The 20,210-nt window shown below is 64.7% G+C and carries 20 protein-coding genes; 1 reads left to right on the forward strand and 19 read right to left on the reverse strand.

Translation table 11 applies throughout. The features are described 5' to 3' along the window. Nucleotides 1-38 precede the first annotated feature (38 nt). From QTI24_RS17310 to serA, 19 genes are all read right to left on the reverse strand, one after another. Nucleotides 39-494: a BON domain-containing protein gene (locus tag QTI24_RS17310; RefSeq protein ID WP_286602072.1), complete on the reverse strand. Its 456-nt coding sequence runs from the start codon at nucleotides 492-494 to the stop codon at nucleotides 39-41. 62 nt (nucleotides 495-556) lie between these two features. Continuing rightward, on the reverse strand, nucleotides 557-754 hold the full coding sequence (locus tag QTI24_RS17315; protein ID WP_286602073.1) for a CsbD family protein: 198 nt from the start codon (nucleotides 752-754) through the stop codon (nucleotides 557-559). A gap of 121 nt (nucleotides 755-875) precedes the next feature. Further along, the gene (locus tag QTI24_RS17320; RefSeq protein ID WP_286602075.1) at nucleotides 876-1,700 is read right to left on the reverse strand and encodes a DUF429 domain-containing protein; all 825 of its coding nucleotides are present in this window, start codon (nucleotides 1,698-1,700) and stop codon (nucleotides 876-878) included. An 11-nt stretch (nucleotides 1,701-1,711) separates the two neighbouring features. Further along, entirely contained in the window at nucleotides 1,712-2,134 is a 423-nt protein-coding gene (locus QTI24_RS17325) for a BLUF domain-containing protein (RefSeq protein ID WP_286602076.1), read from the reverse strand. A 5-nt stretch (nucleotides 2,135-2,139) separates the two neighbouring features. Continuing rightward, nucleotides 2,140-2,871 (reverse strand): GTP cyclohydrolase I, encoded by a 732-nt coding sequence (gene folE, locus QTI24_RS17330; RefSeq protein WP_286602077.1) that lies wholly within the window; start codon nucleotides 2,869-2,871, stop codon nucleotides 2,140-2,142. A gap of 70 nt (nucleotides 2,872-2,941) precedes the next feature. After that, a complete protein-coding gene (locus tag QTI24_RS17335) occupies nucleotides 2,942-3,700 on the reverse strand; it encodes an endonuclease/exonuclease/phosphatase family protein (RefSeq protein ID WP_286602078.1) in 759 nt (252 codons plus the stop codon). Next, nucleotides 3,697-4,164: a dihydroneopterin triphosphate diphosphatase gene (gene nudB / locus QTI24_RS17340; protein ID WP_286602079.1), complete on the reverse strand. Its 468-nt coding sequence runs from the start codon at nucleotides 4,162-4,164 to the stop codon at nucleotides 3,697-3,699. The genes QTI24_RS17335 and nudB overlap by 4 nt, the downstream gene beginning before the upstream one ends. 19 nt (nucleotides 4,165-4,183) lie before the next feature. Further along, nucleotides 4,184-5,989, reverse strand: coding sequence for an aspartate--tRNA ligase (gene aspS, locus QTI24_RS17345; RefSeq protein ID WP_286602080.1), 1,806 nt, complete (start codon nucleotides 5,987-5,989; stop codon nucleotides 4,184-4,186). A gap of 32 nt (nucleotides 5,990-6,021) precedes the next feature. Further along, nucleotides 6,022-6,642 (reverse strand): DUF502 domain-containing protein, encoded by a 621-nt coding sequence (locus QTI24_RS17350; protein WP_286602081.1) that lies wholly within the window; start codon nucleotides 6,640-6,642, stop codon nucleotides 6,022-6,024. A gap of 8 nt (nucleotides 6,643-6,650) precedes the next feature. Next, nucleotides 6,651-6,986, reverse strand: a complete 336-nt coding sequence (locus QTI24_RS17355) for an FmdB family zinc ribbon protein (RefSeq protein ID WP_286602082.1) — start codon at nucleotides 6,984-6,986, stop codon at nucleotides 6,651-6,653. Between the two features lie 84 nt (nucleotides 6,987-7,070). Beyond that, complete coding sequence (locus QTI24_RS17360; protein ID WP_286602083.1) at nucleotides 7,071-8,519, reverse strand: high affinity choline transporter 1; 1,449 nt, start codon at nucleotides 8,517-8,519, stop codon at nucleotides 7,071-7,073. Between the two features lie 15 nt (nucleotides 8,520-8,534). Continuing rightward, nucleotides 8,535-10,100, reverse strand: coding sequence for a ubiquinone biosynthesis regulatory protein kinase UbiB (ubiB, locus tag QTI24_RS17365; RefSeq protein ID WP_286602085.1), 1,566 nt, complete (start codon nucleotides 10,098-10,100; stop codon nucleotides 8,535-8,537). Continuing rightward, the gene (locus QTI24_RS17370; RefSeq protein WP_286602087.1) at nucleotides 10,097-10,651 is read right to left on the reverse strand and encodes a ubiquinone biosynthesis accessory factor UbiJ; all 555 of its coding nucleotides are present in this window, start codon (nucleotides 10,649-10,651) and stop codon (nucleotides 10,097-10,099) included. Before QTI24_RS17370 ends, ubiB begins: the two co-directional genes overlap by 4 nt. 45 nt (nucleotides 10,652-10,696) lie before the next feature. Continuing rightward, nucleotides 10,697-11,731, reverse strand: coding sequence for a Tim44 domain-containing protein (locus QTI24_RS17375; RefSeq protein WP_286602088.1), 1,035 nt, complete (start codon nucleotides 11,729-11,731; stop codon nucleotides 10,697-10,699). 29 nt (nucleotides 11,732-11,760) lie between these two features. Further along, the gene (gene ubiE, locus QTI24_RS17380) at nucleotides 11,761-12,492 is read right to left on the reverse strand and encodes a bifunctional demethylmenaquinone methyltransferase/2-methoxy-6-polyprenyl-1,4-benzoquinol methylase UbiE (protein WP_286602089.1); all 732 of its coding nucleotides are present in this window, start codon (nucleotides 12,490-12,492) and stop codon (nucleotides 11,761-11,763) included. Between the two features lie 69 nt (nucleotides 12,493-12,561). Next, nucleotides 12,562-12,975 carry a gamma-butyrobetaine hydroxylase family protein gene (locus tag QTI24_RS17385; RefSeq protein ID WP_286602091.1) on the reverse strand — a complete coding sequence of 138 codons (414 nt, stop codon included), beginning with the start codon at nucleotides 12,973-12,975 and terminating at the stop codon, nucleotides 12,562-12,564. Continuing rightward, nucleotides 12,975-13,412, reverse strand: a complete 438-nt coding sequence (locus QTI24_RS17390; RefSeq protein WP_286602330.1) for an HIT family protein — start codon at nucleotides 13,410-13,412, stop codon at nucleotides 12,975-12,977. Before QTI24_RS17390 ends, QTI24_RS17385 begins: the two co-directional genes overlap by 1 nt. A 5-nt stretch (nucleotides 13,413-13,417) precedes the next feature. After that, nucleotides 13,418-17,305, reverse strand: coding sequence for a DUF3683 domain-containing protein (locus QTI24_RS17395; RefSeq protein ID WP_286602094.1), 3,888 nt, complete (start codon nucleotides 17,303-17,305; stop codon nucleotides 13,418-13,420). 84 nt (nucleotides 17,306-17,389) lie between these two features. Beyond that, the gene (serA, locus tag QTI24_RS17400) at nucleotides 17,390-18,619 is read right to left on the reverse strand and encodes a phosphoglycerate dehydrogenase (RefSeq protein WP_286602096.1); all 1,230 of its coding nucleotides are present in this window, start codon (nucleotides 18,617-18,619) and stop codon (nucleotides 17,390-17,392) included. Nucleotides 18,620-18,848: 229 nt separating this feature from the next. Here serA and ugpB point away from each other — a divergent pair, with 229 nt between their 5' ends. Then, nucleotides 18,849-20,159: a sn-glycerol-3-phosphate ABC transporter substrate-binding protein UgpB gene (ugpB, locus tag QTI24_RS17405; protein WP_286602098.1), complete on the forward strand. Its 1,311-nt coding sequence runs from the start codon at nucleotides 18,849-18,851 to the stop codon at nucleotides 20,157-20,159. Nucleotides 20,160-20,210: the final 51 nt, after the last annotated feature.

The following is a 20,210-nucleotide window of genomic DNA, read 5'->3' on the forward strand; positions in this document are numbered from 1 at the left end:
CCGGGCTTTTTCTTGAGTGAAGAAGTCCGGCAGCGGACTTACATCTTGACTTCCAGATTGTTCTTCACGGCGCTGACGCCCTTCACGGACTTAGCGATCTCTTCCGCACGCGCCTTGGCCGCCGCATTGGGGGCCGGGCCGCTGAGGCTCACCGTGCCACCCTTGGTGTCGACGTCGATCTTGATCGCGCTCAAGTCCGGATCCTTGGCGAGGCCAGTCGACACGGCGGCTGTGATGGCGGCATCGTCCACAGCGCCCGCTACGGCGGCGCCTGCGTCCTTCGCCGCTTCCTTGGTCGATGCGGCGGCCGACTCCGACTTGGCCTTGGCATCCGCGCCCGCCTGGTCGGTCTTGGCAATCGCCGAATCCACCTTCTGGCCCGCTGTCTGGTTGCTGCCCTTGTCGCCGCAAGCGGTCAGTGCAAGCGCGCCACTGGCTAGCAGCAACGCCAGCCAACGACCTGAATGTCTGGAGATAGGGTTGAGATCAGTCATGGGAACCTCCTGTCGTTCGATGGAAGGGCTTGCGCACCTTCATGCGCAAGCCAGACCTTGAGTCACAGCTTGTCGGCGTCGCCCTCGATAGCGTCCTTGGCCTTTTCCTTGACGTCGCCATAGGTCTTCTGAACTTTGCCGGCCGCTTGGTCGACCACGCCTTCCGTCTGAAGCTTTTCGCTACCGGTGACCTTGCCGGCGACTTCCTTCACCTTTCCCTTGGCCTCTTCGACGCGGCCTGCCACTTGGTCCTTGTTCATATCGATTCCTTCGCAAAAGTTGGTGAGTGGTGGTTCGCCCGAACCACTGCATTCAATCTAGCGAGGGCGTCACGCCTAAGTCCTGCGGCAGGGGCTCGACATGCTGTAGGACTCGGGGAAGTCAGGCTGTCACGATCCAGCCTTCGATTGGGTCGATTTCCGCTGGAAGACCGTAGCCGTGGCCGACGCTCGAACTGCGCGACGCGGCCCAGGCGGCTTGCAGCAGGCACAGTGACGCGTCGATGCAATCGCCTTTGGCGTCGCCGAGCAGCCGCTCCCGCATGGCCTTGTCCACGACAAGTCGAAGTTGCAGGCGGGAAGAGCCTCTCTCAAGCGCCTTGATGAGATCGACCCTTGCTTGCCGGCGGCCTTCGGTTTGCCCGGCCGGATCGTCGCTCTTGTAGCTGCGCCGCCCGATCAACTCGCGCGCCAGCAGGCCGGGATAGCCTTCCAGCGCGATGCGCGTACCGTCCTGCGCGGGCTCATGCAATCCGGGCAGGATGGCCCCCGCGTCGAGCAGCCGTGGCACGCCGGCGTGCAGCATGAAGGCGACGGGAGGATTGACCCATTTCATCGACGGGCTGGAACCTGCGGGACCGTCCGTGGCCCGGTGAGCGAACTTGCCGCCGACGGGCCTCGCAGCGCAGAAGGCCGCGAAGGTTTCGCGGATTTCCGCGCGGCCGAGTCCGGCGTAGTGCGCGATGAGCGCTGTCCACTGCAGGGGCCAGCCCAGATGTTCGACCAGTTCTCGCGGCAATCCGAAAGGAAAGTCGAACGCGCCGACCCATTCCGGTAAGGCGGCCAGCCATCGACCCCATGCATCCAGCGAATCGAAACACTCGAAGCCCGACAGGGTGACCTGCCCCGACTCGGCAGTGCCGAAGGCGATCACGATCGGTTTGTGCGCGGTCGGCGCGCTCGAAAAATCGCAGCCGAGCAGCAGCACCCGAAGGTGGATCAGTGTCGACCGACGATGGCGGCGGTCGCCATCAACTCTTCCAGCAGCGCGAGCGAGACCTGGCCCGACACGGAATAGGGATCGAGTTCCGGCCGCTCCGAGTACTTGAGCAAGGTCGACGCATTGAGCTTCGACAGGTTGACCTGTCCCATGGTCCATCCGCCGAAGCGGCGCTCCGAAATCTCTTCGTAGTGCAGCAACACCACGTCCTTGTGCCGAGGGTCCTTCTGGATGTGGCCGTACAACTCGCTGATCGCCATCCGGCCGCCTTCGATGGCCTGCAGGAAGACGCCCGCGCCATAGCAAAGGATGCCGGTGATGCCGCAGGCGGGGTTGTGCGATCGCGATTGCGCGAGGATGGCGTCGATGGCGCCTGGGCTCGTGTCCACGGCGCGGCTGGCGTAGAGAAGTCGTACGAGCATGATGTTCAGCGCTTGCGTGGAAGGAGAGAAAGGAATTCGCGGCGAAGGTTCGGATCCTTCAGGAAGACGCCGCGCATGACCGAATTGATCATCTTGCTGTCCATCTCCTTGACGCCGCGCCACTGCATGCAGAAGTGCTCCGCCTCGACCACCAGGGCCAACCCGTCGGGCTGCGTCTTTTCCTGGATCAGGTCGGCCAGTTGCACCACGGCTTCTTCCTGGATCTGCGGGCGGCCCATGACCCACTCGGCGAGCCGCGCGTACTTCGACAGGCCGATGACGTTGGTCTTCTCATTGGGCATCACGCCGATCCACAGCTTGCCGATGATCGGGCAGAAGTGGTGCGAGCAGGCGCTGCGCACGGTGATCGGGCCGACGATCATCAGTTCGTTGAGATGTTCGGCGTTGGGAAACTCGGTGAGCGAGGGCGGAGCCACATAGCGGCCCTTGAACACTTCGTTGAGGTACATCTTGGCGACGCGGCGGGCGGTGTTGCCGGTGTTGTGGTCGTTGTCGAGATCGATGACCAGGCTTTCGAGCACATCCTTCATCTTGACTTCGACTTCGTCGAGCAGATGCTCGAGTTCGCCGGGCTCGATGAACTCGGCGATGTTGTCGTTGGCATTGAAGCGCCTGCGGGCGGCGAGCAGGCGCTCGCGAATCTTCACGGACACGGGCGTGCCCTCGTCTTCAGCCCCTTCCGCGGGGCGCCTCGCGGCGTCGATGGTCCTAAGCATTAGCGCATCCTAACAGCGAATGGATGGAAGGCGATTACCCCTACAACGCCCTGCCCGCCTCGTCGTATTGCTATTTTTTTGATAGCGAAAAGTCGGTCACCAAGGGCAGGTGATCGGACATGCGGGCCCAGATCGGGCCGCGCGGCACGGAAGATGCGACCGGCTCCAGTTGCCGGCCGTAGATGAAGTCGAGCTGCGTGACCGGCAGGCGCGAAGGGTAGGTCAGCGTCCGCGGCCCGCGCAGGTCGCTCGAATCGCGCATGCCCATGGCGTTCATTGCGTAGCGCATGCGCGCGCCCCAGTCGTTGAAGTCGCCGGCGACGATCAGCGGCTCCCCGGGGGGAATCTCGCGCTCGATGAACTCGCGCAGCTGGGCGACCTGACGAATGCGGCTGCCCTTGATCAGGCCTAGGTGGAGCACGATGGCGTGCACAGGCGTGCCGTCGAGGTCGATCGCCACATGCAGGAGCCCGCGCTGTTCGAAGCGATGGTCCGAGATGTCCTGGTGGGTCTTGCGCAGCACCGGCCAGCGCGTGAGCAGTGCATTGCCATGCTCGCCATGCCGGGTGATGGCGTTCGTCTCGTAGACCGCGGTGTAGCCCTCGGGCGCGAGGAAATCCGCCTGGGGCAATTCGGGCCAATGCCGGAAGCGGGCTGCCGCTTGGCGGTTCATCTTGCGCACCTCCTGCAGGCACACGACGTCCGCGTCGAGCTGCTCGATGGCATGGCCGAGGTTGTGGATTTCGAGGCGTCGCGCCGGACCGATGCCCTGCACACCCTTGTGGATGTTGTAGGTGGCCACACGGAAGGTATTCGCCGGCGAAGTCATCGTGCAAATTGTGGCAGGAGCAGGATCGCTTCGGCGTTCGACGGGGAAAAACAGGCGTCCGCCGCATCGCGGTAAGGCAGCCACTGCCACGCGGTGTGCTCGCGCGGGTCCAGCCGCGGCGTCACTTGTTCCGGCACGCACAGGCCGAACAGGTGCTCGGTGTTGTGGGTGACGCCGGGCGCGTAGCGCGCACGCCAGCGAGGGTAGATCTCGTAGACGTTCTGCAGCTGCCAGTCGACGAGCTTCGCGGCGAGTTCGGTGCCCTCGCCACAGAGGATGCCCGTTTCCTCTTGGACCTCTCGCGCGGCGGTGAGGCCCAGCGGCTCGTCCGCAGCATCCTTGCTGCCGGTGACCGACTGCCAGAAGTCCTCGGCGTCGGCACGTCGGATCAGCAGCACGTCGAGCGCTGGCGTGTGGATCACGACCAGCACCGACTCGGGGATTTTCCAGGGGCGCTCGCTCATGCTTGCGACCCCTGCCCGATCACGCTGCAGGTTGCACGTTGCGCAGCTTGATGTGCAGTTCGCGCAGCTGCTTTTCGTCGACGGGGCTCGGCGCCTGCGTCAGCAAGTCTTGTGCGCGCTGGGTCTTGGGGAAGGCGATCACGTCGCGGATCGATTCGGCGCCGCTCAGCAGCATCACCAGGCGGTCGAGGCCGATCGCGATGCCGCCGTGCGGGGGCGCGCCGTACTGCAGCGCGTCCAGAAGGAAGCCGAACTTATTCTGCGCGTCCTCGGCGCTGATCTTCAGCGCGCGGAACACCTTGCTCTGCACTTCTTCGCGGTGGATACGCACCGAGCCGCCACCCATCTCGATGCCGTTGAGCACCATGTCGTAAGCCTTGGCGATGCATTTTTCGGGGGCCGTGTCCATGAGGTCTTCATGGCCGTCCTTCGGGGCAGTGAACGGATGGTGCACCGCGGACCAGCGCTGGCCTTCCTCGTCGAACTCGAACATCGGGAAGTCGACCACCCACAGCGGCGCCCAGCGGTCTTCGAAGAGACCGTTCTTCTTGCCGAAGGGGCTATGGCCGATCTTCACGCGCAGCGCGCCGATCGCGTCATTGACGACCTTTTCCTTGTCGGCGCCGAAGAAGACGATGTCGCCGTTGCGGGCGCCCGTGCGCGCGATGATCTCGGCCAGCGACGCGTCGTTGAGGTTCTTGACGATCGGGCTCTGCAGGCCTTCACGGCCCTGGGCTGCATCGTTGACCTTGATGTAGGCCAGACCCTTGGCGCCGTAGATCTTGACGAACTCGGTGTAGGCATCGATGTCGCCGCGCGACATGCCGCCTTCGCCGCCGCCACCAGGCACGCGCAGCGCGACGACACGGCCGCCGGGCGTGCTGGCCGCCTGGGCGAACACCTTGAACTCGACATTGCGCATCACGTCGGTGAGTTCGGTGAATTCCAGCTTGACGCGAAGGTCGGGCTTGTCCGACCCGTACTTGAACATCGCATCGCCGTAGCTCATCACCGGAAACGGAGGCAGCTCGACTTCGGCTGCCGCGCGGAAGACCTTGCGGATCATGCCTTCGAACATCTCGCGGATCTCTTCCTCGGCCATGAACGAGGTCTCGACGTCAATCTGTGTGAACTCGGGCTGGCGGTCGGCGCGCAGGTCTTCGTCGCGGAAGCACTTGACGATCTGGTAATAGCGGTCGTAGCCGGCCACCATCAGCAGTTGCTTGAAGAGTTGCGGCGATTGCGGCAGCGCGAAGAAGCTGCCGTCGTGCACGCGGCTCGGCACCAGGTAGTCGCGCGCGCCTTCGGGCGTGGACTTGCCCAGCATCGGCGTCTCGATGTCGATGAAGCCGTTGGCATCGAGGAACTTGCGCGCCTCCATCGTGACCTTGTAGCGCAGCATCATGTTGCGCTGCATGGCGGGACGGCGCAGATCCAGCACGCGATGCGTGAGACGCGTGGTTTCCGAGAGGTTGTCGTCGTCCAGCAAGAACGGCGGCGTCACCGACGGATTCAGCACCTTCATCTCGTGGCACAGCACTTCGATCTTGCCGCTCTTGAGGTTGTCGTTGACCGTGCCTTCCGGCCGGGCGCGCACAAGGCCGGTGACCTGAACACAGAACTCGTTGCGCAGGCCTTCGGCGGCCGCAAAGGTCGCGGCGCGATCCGGGTCGCACACAACCTGGACGTACCCCTCTCGGTCGCGCAAGTCGATGAAGATCACGCCCCCATGGTCGCGCCGGCGATTGACCCAGCCGCAAAGGGTGACGGTTTGGCCCAGGAGGGCTTCGGTCACGAGACCGCAATAGATTGAACGCATGGGCATAGATGAATTCCGGGCGCCGGGATGGCGCGTGATTATTTGATCGCGATCGTTGCGGGGCCGCCAGGAACGACAACCCCCATCGAGACGATGTACTTGAGCGCGTCGTCCACGCTCATCTTGAGTTCGATGCAGTCGCTGCGCTTGAGCATCACGAAATAGCCGCCGGTCGGATTGGGCGTGGTCGGCACATAAACACCGAGGTAATCGCCGCCGCCGAGGTGGGTCACGACGTCGTGGCCGGGCGTGCCGGTCACGAAGGCAATGGTCCAGACGCCTTCACGCGGCCACTGGACCAGCACGGCGGTGCGGAAGGCGTTGCCGTTCTCGGAGAAAAGCGTGTCGGAGACCTGCTTGACGCTGGAGTAGATCGAGCGAACTACCGGAATCCGGCGGACCACCGCATCGCCCCAGCCGAGCAGTCGCTTGCCGACGAAATTGCTGGCAATGGCACCGACCGACAGCAGGATGGCGAGCGTCAGCAGCACGCCGAGCCCGCGCACCTTGTGCTCGGTGAGGTAGTGCTGCCACTCCTCGGGCAGCAGCCACAGCGTCTGGTCCAGCGTGCCGATGATCCAGTTGAGCACGCCCAGCGTGATGACCAGCGGAACGATGACCAGCAGGCCGGACAGCAGCCATTTGCGCAAGGCGAGCATGGCGAGTCTCAGTCGCTGCTGGATGAGGGTGCCGCGGCGGGCGCCGGAGCGGGTGCCGGCGAAGGAGCGCTGGCGGGGGCATCAGCAGCCTTGGCGCCGCCTTCCGCAGGCGCGGCCGGGCTGGTGCTAGCGCCGGTGCTCTCGCCGCCCTTCTTGCCTCCGCCATCGCGGAAATCGGTCACGTACCAGCCCGATCCCTTGAGCTGGAAACCGGCGGCGGTGAGTTGCTTGCTGAACGCGCTCGCGCTGCAAGCCGGGCACTCCGAAAGAGGAGCGTCGGACATTTTCTGCAGCACGTCCTTGGCAAAGCCGCAGGCGCTGCACTTGTAGGCGTAGATAGGCATGGATTGGAGGGCGAAATGCGCGGCCGGCGGCCGCTCGCAAAGCCCTCCATTATAAGGGCGCCCTCCGGACGGCCCCTGGGCGGATCAGGCCGGATCGACGGCCAGCGGACGGTGCGGCGTGCGTGTGTTCGACACCCACTGCGGCGCCAGCGAACCGGCCACCATCCCGCCGAACGAAGCCAGCAGGCCCGCCAGTTGGGCCGGGAATTCCTTGCCCCAGGGCATACCCAGAAACAGCAGCCAGACACCAATGCCTAGCACCACCGCCGCCACCGCGCCCTGCGTGGTCGCGCGCTGCCAGTACAAGCCGCACACCAGCGGCACGAAAGCGCCCACCAGTGGCACCTGGTAAGCGCCGGAGACCAGTTCATAGATCGGGGTGCCCTGCATCCGGATCGCGTAGGTCAGCACCGCCGCGCTGAACACCAGCACCGTGATGCGCATGGTCATCAGGTTGGCTTTGTCGCTGCCCGCCGGCCGGAACTGGCGCCAGATGTTCTCGGTGAAGGTCACGCTCGGCGCGAGCAGCGTCGCCGAAGCCGTCGACTTGATGGCCGACAGCAGTGCGCCGAAGAACAGCACTTGCATCACGAAGGGCATCTTCTCGAGCACCAGCGTTGGCAGGACCTTCTGCGGGTCGTCCTTGAGCAGCGTGGCGGTCTCCTCCGGCATGATCAGGAGCGCACTCGCCACCAGGAACATCGGCACGAAGGCGAACAGGATGTAAGCAACGCCACCGATGACCGGCCCGCGCGTCGCGGACTTGACGCTGTTGGCCGACATCACCCGCTGGAACACGTCCTGTTGCGGGATCGAGCCCAGCATCATGGTGATGGCCGCCGCGAAGAAGAAGATCATGTCCTTCAGGTTCGGCTCGGGCCAGAACTTGAACAGATCCTTGCTGACCGCGAAGGCCACCACCTTGTCGGCGCCGCCGGCCATGTTGCCGGCGAAGACGGCGATCACCGCGAGGCCGAGCACCAGGATGATCATCTGGATGAAGTCGGTCACCGCGACCGACCACATGCCGCCGAAGAGCGTATAGGCCAGGATCGAGACGACCCCGATCACCATGCCCAACGAGACGCTGATCGCGCCGCCGGACAGTACGTTGAAGACCAAACCCAGCGCAGTGACCTGGGCTGACACCCAGCCGAGGTAGCTCAGCATGATGATCAGCGAGCAGGCGATCTCGATCGTGCGGCCGAAGCGTTCGCGGTAGTAGTCGCTGATGGTCAGCAGCGTCATGCGGTAGAGCTTGCCCGCGAAGAACAGGCCGACCAGGATCAGGCACGTTCCGGCGCCGAAGGGATCCTCGATCACGCCGTTCAGGCCGCCCTCGATGAACTTGGCCGGGATGCCGAGCACGGTCTCGGACCCGAACCACGTGGCGAAGGTGGTGGTCACGATCATGTACAGGGGCAGGTGGCGCCCGGCGATCGCGAAGTCCGTGGTGTTCTTGACGCGCCGGGCCGCATACAGGCCGATCGCGATGGTGACGAGCAGGTAGACGATGACCAGGGTCAACAGCACGGCAATTTCCTCCAATCAGAAAAGACGCACGCGCACCAGCACCTGCATCGCGATCAACCCCAATACAAAACCCATGCCACCGTAGATGATCGCCTGCAGGAGACGGTTCGTACGCTTCTGAGCAGCCAGCAGCTCCATCAGTTCGCGGCGGTGGTCAGCGGGCCGATTTTCCAGGAAATCGTGCATGAGCCGCGGCAGCTGCGGCAGCAACTTGGCGTAGCGCGGCGCCTCGGCGCGCAGCTGCTCGAAGAGCTTGCGCGGGCCGATCTGCTCGCTCATCCACTTTTCCAGGAAGGGTTTGGCGGTGTTCCAGAGGTCCAGCTCCGGGTCGAGCTGGCGGCCCAGGCCCTCGATGTTGAGCAGGGTCTTCTGCAGCAACACCAGTTGCGGCTGGATCTCGACATGGAAGCGGCGCGAGGTCTGGAACAGCCGCATCAGCACCATGCCCAGCGAGATCTCCTTGAGCGGCCGGTCGAAGTACGGCTCGCACACGGTGCGGATCGCCGCCTCGAGCTCATCGATGCGGGTGCCGAATGGCACCCAGCCGCTTTCGAGGTGCAACTCGGCGACGCGCTTGTAGTCGCGCCGGAAGAAGGCCACGAAGTTCTGGGCGAGGTATTCCTTGTCGGACTCGGTCAGCGTGCCGATGATGCCGAAATCGAGCGATATGTAGCGCCCGAAAGTCGCCGGCGCCAGGCTCACCTGGATGTTGCCCGGATGCATGTCGGCGTGGAAGAAGCCGTCGCGGAACACCTGTGTGAAGAAGATGGTGACGCCGTCGCGCGCCAGCTTGGGAATGTCGACACCGGCAGCGCGAAGGCGGTCGAGTTGCGCGATCGGCACGCCCTTCATGCGCTCCATGACGATCACTTCCGGGTGGCAGAAGTCCCAGAACATCTCGGGGATCATCACCAGCTTCAGCGGATCCATGTTGCGACGCAGCTGTGCAGCATTGGCGGCCTCGCGCACCAGGTCGAGTTCGTCATGGAGGTACTTGTCGAACTCGGCGACCACCTCGCGCGGCTTCAGTCGCTTGCCGTCGGCCGAGAGGTTTTCGACCCAGCCGGCCATCATGGCCATGAGGGCGAGGTCCTTCTCGATGACGTCGCGCATGCCCGGCCGCAGCACCTTGACGGCGGCCTCGCGCACCGTGCCGTTGCTTACGCGCACGGTCGCGAAGTGCACCTGCGCGATCGACGCGCTCGCCACCGGCGTCTCGTCGAACTGCACGAAGATGTCGCTGACCGGCCGGCGGAAGGCGCGCTCGATGGTCGCTATCGCGACCTTCGACGGAAAGGGAGGAACGCGATCCTGCAGCCATGCCAGCTCATCGGCGATGTCGGCCGGCAGCAGGTCGCGCCGGGTCGAGAGCACCTGGCCGAACTTGACGAAGATCGGGCCCAGCCGCTCCAGCGCCTCGCGCAGGCGCTGGCCGCGCGGCGCGTCGAGGTTGCGGCCGACCGAGACGACGCGGGCCACCACGCGCAGCCACGGCTTCTGGAAGCTGGTGAGGACAAGTTCGTCGAGGCCGTAGCGGAGCGCGACCCAGACGATGAAGATGCCGCGATAGATGCGCCTCATTCGGTGCCCGCAGGCCCGCCGGCCTTGCCGGAGCGCTCGCCGACGAAGTGCCGCAGCGCCTCCACCACGCGGCGGGCGCCCGTCGCGATCGTGTGCGCGGGCACATCGCCGATGGCCCGCGCGAGGTCGTCCTCCACATCCCAGCGCACATGGTCTACGAGCCAGTTGACCTCGGCCGCCAGCTGCACGTCGCCCTCGATGCGCACGGCCGGCTTCTCACCGCGGAACGCAGCGCGTGCGAGGCCGAATGGAGACTCTTCGGTCACGGTCAGCGTGAGTTCGGCCGTGGCACCTTCAGGCGCCAGGTCGAGCAGGCCAGCCGGCGTGGCGACGAACTTCATCGTCACGAAGCGCCATTCGAACTGCACCACGCGGCCTTGCTGGCGCATGAGGCGCTGCTGCGCCTCGGGCTCCTGCTGCAGCACGTGGTTCAGGAAGAGCACTGTACGGTGCTGGATCTCGTGGACCGCCCAGGCCGGCGGCTGCAGACGGCTGCCGACACGATTGAAAAAGTCGTCGAGAAAAGAAAATGGGGACGATGGTGTAACCATGTCCCCATTATCCGGGTCTTGCGACCGGATCGAAGCGCGGAGCGCTTACTGAAGTGCCTGAACCCCTGCCACGAGCCAGCCGCTGGAGCCACTGGTCGGCTTGGTCATGTTCCAGACTTCGCGGAACGGGCTCGGGCCGGACGAGACATCTTCGCGGATCATCCCGGAGAACTCCACGCTGGCGAGGTAGGCGTCCGGCAGCTCCTCGATGCCCAGCAGCTTGGCGTCGAGCATCACGACCTCGGTCTTGTTCGGCTGGCCGCCAGTGTGGTTTTCGCGCTCGGCCAGTTGCTGGCGGATCTCGCCGACCATGCCGTCGGTCATCATCGAGCGCAGCATATTGATGTCGGCACGATCCCAGGCGTCCTGCAGCGTGACGAAGTTGCGCTTGGCTGCCGTCAGGAAGCCTTCGCTATCGAAGCCGGCCGGGATGTCCCAGCTTTGCGATCCGGCCAGCGCTGATCCGATCATGCTGCCGCCCGCTGCAGCCGCACCGGCCATCGACGAGCCGGACTGATGCGGGTGTGCCGGCGTGGCGTCGAAAGCAGCGGTGTTGCGCTCCCAGGGACGGGCCGAGGCGTCGTTGCCGACGTTGTTGGGGCTGTACTGCGCAGGTGCGGTGGCGTCTGCCGGGTTGCCCGCACCCTGAAAGGCGAAGCCTCCGGCGCGAGGCGCGGCGTTGTTGCGCGAGCGCGCCGCGAAGATGCGCCACACGACCACGGCCGCCAGCACCAGCAGGCCGATCAGCAGGATGTTGCCGAAAGCGGCGCCGAGACCCAGCGAGTGCGCGAGCCATGCCAGGCCCAGGCCTGCGGCCAGACCGCCCAGCATGCCGGCCCAAGGACGCTTGGGCGCCGCCGCGGGGGCAGCGGCCGGCGCGGGCTTGGCCGCCGCGTTGTTGACGTTCTGCGCGGGGGCGCCCGGCGTTGCAGGGGTGGTGGCAGGCGGGGTCGCCTGGCGTTGCGTGACGTTGCCCGACTGCTTGCCGAACGACTTTCCGCCGCCCATGCGGGCAGCGTCGGCATCGATGCTCACGACGGCCAGCGCACACACCAGCATCACGGACCAGAAATTCTTCATGACGTCTCCTCTTCGGCAAACAAAGTAATTCAACACTTGATTCCAACATGCAGGGCCACGACACCGCCAGTCATGTTGTGATAGTCCACATGCCCGAAACCGCCCTCCTTCATCAGGGTCTTGAGTTCCTCCTGGGTGGGATGCATGCGGATCGATTCAGCGAGGTAGCGGTAGCTGGCGTCGTCGCCCGCGACCACCTTGCCCAGGCGCGGCAGCACGCTGAACGAATACCAGTCGTAGGCCTTCTGCAGCGGCTTGGCAACCTTGGAGAACTCCAGCACGAGCAGCTTGCCGCGCGGCTTCAACACGCGATTCATTTCCCTCACAGCGGCATCCTTGTGAGTCATGTTGCGCAGGCCGAAGGCCACCGTCACCACGTCGAAATGGTTGTCCGGGAAGGGCAGCTTTTCCGCGTCGCAAACCAGCGTGGGCAAAGCGACGCCGGCGTCGAGCAGCCGGTCGCGCCCTGTGCGCAGCATGGCCTCGTTGATATCGGTGTGGACCACTTCGCCGGTGCTGCCGACCTTCTTGGCGAATGCGAGCGCGAGATCGCCCGTGCCGCCGGCGATGTCGAGGACCTTCGAGCCCTCGCCCACGTTGGCGACCATGATCGCGTAGGCCTTCCAAGCGCGATGAAGCCCCATGGACATGAGGTCGTTCATGAGGTCGTAGCGCGTGGCTACCGAGTCGAAGACACCGCGCACGCGGCGGGCCTTGTCGCTTTCGTCGACCGATTCAAAGCCGAAATGGGTGGTACTCATGCTCCCGATGTTAGGCCGGAAGCGTTCACATCAAGCCGACGACCCCGCAGGGACACCGGACTTTCGTGATCAATGACTGCCGCAGGCGTGCCCGCCCTTTTCGGGCATAGGGGCATCGCGGTCCACTCCAGCTGCGGCGAGGCGCCGCTCGTACTCGGCCCAGAGGTCGTCCTGGCGGGTGCCGAGTTCGTACAGCAAGTCCCAGGAGAAGATCCCGCTGTCGTGTCCGTCGCTGAAGGTCGGCTGCACGGCGTAGTTGCCCACGGGTTGCAGGTCGATCAAGCCGACGTTGCGCTTGCCGGTCTGCAGTACTTCCTGGCCCGGTCCATGGCCCTGCACTTCCGCCGAGGGCGAATAGATGCGCATCAGCTCGAAGGGAATGCGGAAGGTCGCGCCATCGGAAAAGCCCACCTCCAGCACACGCGATTGGCTGTGCAAGGTGATCGACTGGGGCGTCGGTGCGCCCGATTTCAATCCTGCCATCAGAAACTCCTTGTCGCGAGGCGCCGGACCATGTCGCGCTCCATGGCCGGCAGTATGTCTTCGATCGCGGCTTCGCGCTCTGGATTGGGCTGGCGCTGCCCCGCTGCCCACACGGGAGACGGAAAGCGCGTGTCCCAATCGAAGCGTGCAATCACATGCCAGTGCAGATGCGGCACCATGTTGCCGAGGGCGGCGAGATTGATCTTGGTGGGTTCCAACGCCTCGCGCAGGCTCTGCTCCACCACCGCCACGGCCTCCATGCAAAGGGCGCGGTCCTCGGGGGACAGGTCGGACCATTCGGCCACGTGATCTTTCCAAACGACGCGATAGAAGCCAGGAAAATTCGCCTCCGCCGCATGGATCACACGCAATTTCGCCGCGTCGAAGACCATCCGGCCGCCGAGGTCGTCGCACAAGGGGCAACCCGTGACGCGCATGTCCGTCACACCAGCACGCGTTCGATGCCGCCCTGGTTGGCGGCGGCCACGTACTCGGGCATCCAGCTCTCGCCCAGGATCTTGTTGGCCATCTCGACAACGATGTAGTCGGCTTCGAGCAGACCGTTGTTCAGGTCGTTGCCGTAACGGCTCAGGCCTTGCAGGCAGCTCGGGCAGCTCGTGAGGATCTTGACGTTGTCCGCCGGCGCCAGCGTGCCGGCCTCGCGCAGCGCGGCCTCGCCCTTGCGGAGTTCCTCTTCCTTGCGGAAGCGGATCTGCGTCGAGATGTCCGGCCGCGTCACGCCCAGCGTGCCGGACTCGCCGCAGCAGCGATCGTTCTTGAGCACGTTGTCGCCGACCAGCGCCTTGACAGTCTTCATCGGGTCCTGCAGCTTCATCGGCGTATGACAGGGGTCGTGGTAGAGGTAGCCGCGACCGCCCGCATTCCCTAGCGTGACGCCTTTCTCAAGCAGGTATTCGTGGATGTCGATGATCCGGCAGCCCGGGAATATCTTGTCGAACTGGTAACCCTGCAGCTGGTCGTAGCAAGTGCCGCAACTCACCACCACGGTCTTGATGTCGAGGTAGTTCAGCGTATTGGCGACGCGGTGGAAGAGCACGCGGTTGTCGGTGATCATCTTCTCGGCCTTGTCGTACTGGCCGCTGCCACGCTGCGGATAGCCGCAGCAGAGGTATCCCGGGGGCAGGACGGTCTGCACGCCCGCGTGCCACAGCATGGCCTGCGTGGCGAGGCCCACTTGAGAGAAGAGCCGCTCCGAGCCGCAGCCCGGGAAATAGAACACCGCCTCGGTCTCGGGCGTGGTCGTCTTCGGATCGCGAATGATCGGCACGTAGTCCGCGTCTTCGATGTCGAGCAGCGCGCGCGCGGTCTTCTTGGGCAGTCCACCGGGCATCTTCTTGTTGATGAAGTGGATCACCTGCTCCTTGACCGGCGCCGGCCCGAGCGTGGCCGGTGGGGCGGCGGTCTGCCTCTTCGCCAGGCCGCGCAGGAGGTCGTTGGCCAGGCGCTGCGCCTTGAAGCCGATGTCGACCATGCCCGTTCGCATCATCTTGATGGTCTGCGGATTGGTCGCATTGAGGAAGAACATTGCCGCCGCATTGCCGGGCCGGAAGGACTTCTGGCCCATCTTGCGCAGCAGGTTGCGCATGTTCATCGACACGTCGCCGAAGTCGATCTTGACAGGGCACGGCGAGAGGCACTTGTGGCAGACCGTGCAGTGGTCGGCCACGTCCTCGAACTCTTCCCAGTGCTTGATGCTCACGCCGCGCCGGGTCTGCTCTTCGTAGAGGAAAGCCTCGACCAGCAACGAGGTCGCCAGGATCTTGTTGCGCGGCGAATAGAGCAGGTTGGCGCGCGGCACGTGCGTCGCGCAGACCGGCTTGCACTTGCCGCAGCGCAGGCAGTCCTTGACGCTGTCGGCAATGGCGCCGATGTCGCTCTGCTGCATGATGATCGACTCGTGCCCCATCAAGCCGAAGCTCGGCGTGTAGGCGTTGGTCAGGTCCGCCTGCAGCGCCCGCCCGTCCTGCGCCTGGTGCTCGTTGCTGCGAAGGAGCTTTCCCTTGTTGAACCGGCCTTCGGGGTCGACGCGGCGCTTGTAGTCGGTAAAAGGTTGCAGCTCGTCGTCGGTCAGGAATTCGAGTTTGGTGATGCCGATGCCGTGCTCGCCCGAGATGACCCCGTCGAGGCTGCGCGCCAGCACCATGATGCGCGCGACCGCAGCATGCGCGGTCTGCAGCATCTCGTAGTTGTCGCTGTTGACGGGGATGTTGGTGTGCACGTTGCCGTCACCGGCGTGCATGTGCAGCGCGACCCAGACACGGCCCTTGAGCACCTGCTTGTGGATCTCGTTGCATTCGGCGAGGATCGGCGCGAACTCGGCACCCGAGAAAATGGTCGCCAGCGGCGCGCGGATTTGCGTCTTCCAGCTCGCGCGCAGCGAGTGGTCCTGCAGTTGCGGGAACAGCGCCTCGACGTTGTCGAGCCACCCCTGCCACAGCGCGCGCACTTCGCGCACCAGCGCCACGGCCTGCGCCACTCGGTCTTCCAGCAACTCTGCCGACGGGATGTCGTTGGCATCGTCGCTCTTGCCCAGCGGCAAGTTGCCGCGCGCGAGAAAGGCTTCGAGTTCGTCGGCCAGCGCTATCTTGTTCTGCAGCGACAGCTCGATGTTGATGCGCTCGATGCCGTCCGTGTACTCGGCCATGCGCGGCAGCGGGATCACCACGTCTTCATTGATTTTGAAGGCATTGGTGTGCTTGCTGATGGCGGCCGTGCGCTTGCGGTCGAGCCAGAATTTCTTGCGCGCCTCGGGACTGATGGCGATGAAGCCCTCGCCGCTGCGCGAATTGGCGATGCGCACTACTTCGGAGGTCGCGCGTGCCACGGCGTCGGCGTCGTCGCCGGCGAAGTCGCCGAACAGCACCATCTTCGGCAGGCCGCCGTGTTTCTTCGACTTGGTCGCGTAGCCCACCGCCTTGAGATAGCGGTCGTCCAGATGCTCCAGGCCCGCCAGCAGCACGCCGGAGCGCTTCTGTTCGGCGAACATGAAATCCTTGATTTCGACAATGCTCGGCACCGCATCCTTGGCGTTGCCGAAGAATTCGAGGCAGACCGTGCGCGTGTGCGCCGGCATGCGGTGCACGATCCAGCGCGCGCTGGTGATGAGACCGTCGCAGCCTTCTTTCTGGATGCCAGGCAGGCCCGAGAGGAACTTGTCGGTCACGTCCTTGCCGAGGCCTTCCTTGCGGAAGGTCTTGCCGGGAATCTCCAGCCGCTCGGCGCGCAGTGCGGTCTTGCCATCCGCGGCGAAGTACTGCAGCTCGAAGACGGCGCTTTCGGCGTCATGGATCTTGCCCAGGTTGTGGCCCACGCGCGTGACCTCGAGCCACTCGGCCTGCGGCGTCACCATGCGCCAGGACGCGAGGTTGTCCAGAGCGGTACCCCAGAGCACCGCCTTCTTGCCGCCAGCATTCATCGCGACGTTGCCGCCCACGCACGAAGCCTCGGCCGAGGTGGGATCGACCGCGAACACGAAGCCCGCGCGCTCGGCCGCATCGGCCACGCGCTGGGTGACCACGCCCGCTTCGGTCCAGATCGTCGGCACCGGGTTGTCCAGTCCCGGTAACGAGACCATCCCGACCTCGGTCATCGCTTCGAGCTTCTCGGTGTTGATAACGACGCTGTTCCAGGTCAACGGGATCGCGCCGCCCGTATAGCCGGTGCCGCCTCCGCGCGGAATGATGGTCAGGCCCAGTTCGATACAGCCCTTGACCAGTCCGGCCATCTCGGCCTCTGTGTCGGGCGTCAGAACGACGAAGGGGTATTCGACGCGCCAGTCGGTCGCGTCGGTCACGTGCGACACACGCGAGAGCCCATCGAACTTGATGTTGTCCTTGGCGGTGAGCCGGCGCAGCGTGCGCGTGGCCTTGCGCCGCAGGGCGGCGACGTCGCGGAACATGGTGTCGAAGGCCGAGATCGCCTGGGCCACCAGGCCGGTCAACTCGCCGACGAGCACGTCGCGTTGGGCGTCGCTGTCGGGCGTGCGGCGCTTCTGCACTTCGGTCAGGCGGTGGTTGAGTGCATCCACCAGCTGGCCACGCCGGCGCGGATTGTCGAGCAGGTCGTCGACGAGATAGGGATTCCGCTGCACGACCCAGATGTCGCCCAGCACCTCGTAGAGCATGCGGGCCGATCGGCCGGTTCGGCGCTCGGAGCGCAGGATCTGCAGGAGTTCCCAGCCTCGCTCGCCCAGCAGGCGAATCACGATCTCGCGATCGGAGAAGCTGGTGTAGTTGTAGGGGATCTCACGCAATCGCACAGGCTCTGCGGCCTGCGACAACAACGCCGTCAACGCGGTCGGAGCATTCATCGGGGAGTGGCCTCGGTCGGGCGCTGCGCGCCCATCAACCAGGGGCGTGAATTTTAAGGCAGGCCCGAGGGGCCTGCCGGAGGGTCAGAACAGGACGCGGCTGCGGATGGTTCCCGGCACCTTGGCGAGCTTTTCCAGGGCCAGGTCGGACGACTCCGCATCGACGTCGGTCACCACGTAACCCACCTTCTCGTTGGTCTGCAGGTACTGCGAGGAGATATTGATGTTGTTGTCCGAGAAGATCCGGTTGATCTCGGACAGCACGCCCGGCACGTTGCGGTGGATGTGCAGCAGCCGGTGCTTGCCCGGATGCGCCGGCAGCGCCACCTCGGGGAAGTTGACGGACGAGGTCGAAGTGCCGTTGTCGCTGTACTTCACGAGCTTTTCGGCCACTTCCAGCCCGATGTTGGCCTGCGCTTCCATGGTCGAGCCGCCGATGTGCGGCGTCAGGATCACGTTGTCCAGCCCACGGAGCGGCGACTGGAACTCGTCCTTGTTGCTGCGCGGTTCGACAGGAAAGACATCGATCGCAGCGCCCAGCAGTTTCTTCTCCCTGAGGGCGGCAGCCAGGGCTTCGATCTCGACGACCGTGCCGCGTGAGGCATTGATCAGGATGGCGCCGGGCTTCATGGCCGCGATCTCGGACGCGCCGATCATCCATTGCGTGGCCTGCGTCTCCGGCACGTGCAGGCTCACGATGTCGCTCTGCGCCAGCAGGTCGGGCAGAAGCCGCACTTGGCGGGCGTTGCCCAGCGGCAGCTTGGTGACGACGTCGAAGAACGCCACCTGCATGCCGAGCGCCTCGGCCAGCACCGACAGCTGCGCGCCGATGGAGCCGTAGCCCACGATGCCCAGCGTCTTGCCGCGGATCTCGAAAGCGTTGTCGGCGGTCTTGAGCCAGCCGCCCCGGTGCGCGACGGCGCTCTTCTCGGGCACGCCGCGCAGCAGCAGGATGGCCTCGGCCAGCACCAGTTCGGCCACCGAGCGCGTATTGGAATAGGGAGCGTTGAAGACGGCCACACCATGCTCGCGCGCCGCATCGAGGTCGACCTGATTGGTGCCGATGCAGAAGCACCCCACGGCTACCAGCTTCTGCGCCTCGGCGAACACCTCGGCCGTCAGTTGCGTGCGCGACCGGATTCCCAGGAAGTGGACGTCCGCGATGCGCGCCTTCAGTTCGGCATCCGGCAAGGCGCCGGTCAGCGATTCGACGTTCGTGTAGCCGGCCGCATGCAACACCTCGACCGCCGAAGGATGGATGCCTTCCAGCAGGAGGAACTTGATCTTGCTTTTGTCGAGGGAAGTCTTGCTCATGCGAGTCAGGAGGGCCCGCCCGAACCCAATAGCCAGAGCCGGCAGAGGCCGAAAAAAGGGAGCGCGATGCTAGCATGGTGCGCTGCAACATGCCGGCGGTGGGGCGTTGCACCAAAAAGGGTTTCCCCGGTTGGTGAACAATGCGCCCCGCGCGAAGAATATTGTGACGCTGTCGTGTCATACGAACGACCTAGCATCCGCGCTTTTATTTCCCCCCTCAGGAGTCTTCATGCGATTCAAAACGCTCGCCATGGCCTCGGCGCTTGCCGCGACGCTGTTCACCCCCGCGTTCGCGCAAACCGAAATCCAATGGTGGCATTCCATGACCGCCGTCAACGGCGAATGGGTCAACGACCTGGCCAGGCAATTCAACGAGAGCCAGAAGGAATTCAAGATCGTGCCCACCTACAAGGGGCAGTACGACGAATCGATGACTGCCGCGGTCGCAGCCTTCCGCGCCGGGAACGCGCCGCACATCCTGCAGGTCTTCGAAGTGGGCACCGCGACGATGATGGCCAGCAAGGGCGCCATCGTTCCAGTGGGCAAGGTCATGAAGGACGCCGGCGAGAAGTTCGATCCGTCCGGCTACATCCCGGCGGTCGCCGGCTACTACACGGCGCCGAACGGTCAGATGCTGAGCTTCCCGTTCAACAGCTCGACCACGATCTTCTACTTCAATAAGGATGCGTTCAAGGCGGCCGGCCTGCCGACCGACAAGGCGCCCGCCACTTGGCCCGAAGTGGTTGCGGCGGCGGCAAAGCTCAAGGCCAGCGGCCACAAGTGCCCGTTCACGACGGCCTGGCAAAACTGGACCCAGCTCGAGAGCTTCTCGGCCTGGCACAACGTCGAGTTCGCCACCAAGAACAACGGCCTGTCGGGCCTGGACACCCGCCTGAAGGTCGACTCGCCGCTGCATCAGCGCCATATCGAGAACCTCGCAAGCATGGCCAAGCAGGGTCTGTTCGTCTACAAGGGCCGCTCCAATATTCCGGAGGCTTCATTCGTCTCCGGCGAATGCGCCATGATCGCCACCTCTTCCGGCTTCTACGGGAACGTCGCGAAGAATGCGAAGTTCGCCTATGGCCTGACCGCGCTGCCCTACTATCCCGACGTTCCGGGCGCACCGCAGAACACGGTCATCGGCGGCGCCAGCCTCTGGGTGATGGCCGGCAAGAAGTCGGAGGAATACAGAGGCATTGCCAAGTTCTTCAGCTTCATTTCCACGCCTGAAGTCCAGTCGGCCAGCCACAAGCGCACCGGCTACCTGCCGATCACCACCGCTGCCTACCAGCTGACGGACAAGTCCGGCTTCTACAAGGAGCACCCGGGGACCGACGTCGCCGTGACGCAGATGATCCGCAAGGTAACGGACAAGAGCCGCGGCATCCGCCTGGGGAACTACGTGCAGATCCGCTCCATCGAGGACGAAGAACTCGAACAGGTCTGGAACGGCAAGAAGACAGCCAAGGAAGCGCTGGACGCCATCGTGACGCGCGGCAACGAGCAGCTCGAAAAATTCCAGAAGGCCAACAAGAGTTGATGCTTTCGTCGCGGCCCGGGCCGCGCTCGACGAGCTAACATCCACCGCCCC

It is taken from the genome of Variovorax sp. J22P240, assembly GCF_030316855.1.
In the GTDB taxonomy this organism is placed as follows: domain Bacteria; phylum Pseudomonadota; class Gammaproteobacteria; order Burkholderiales; family Burkholderiaceae_C; genus Variovorax.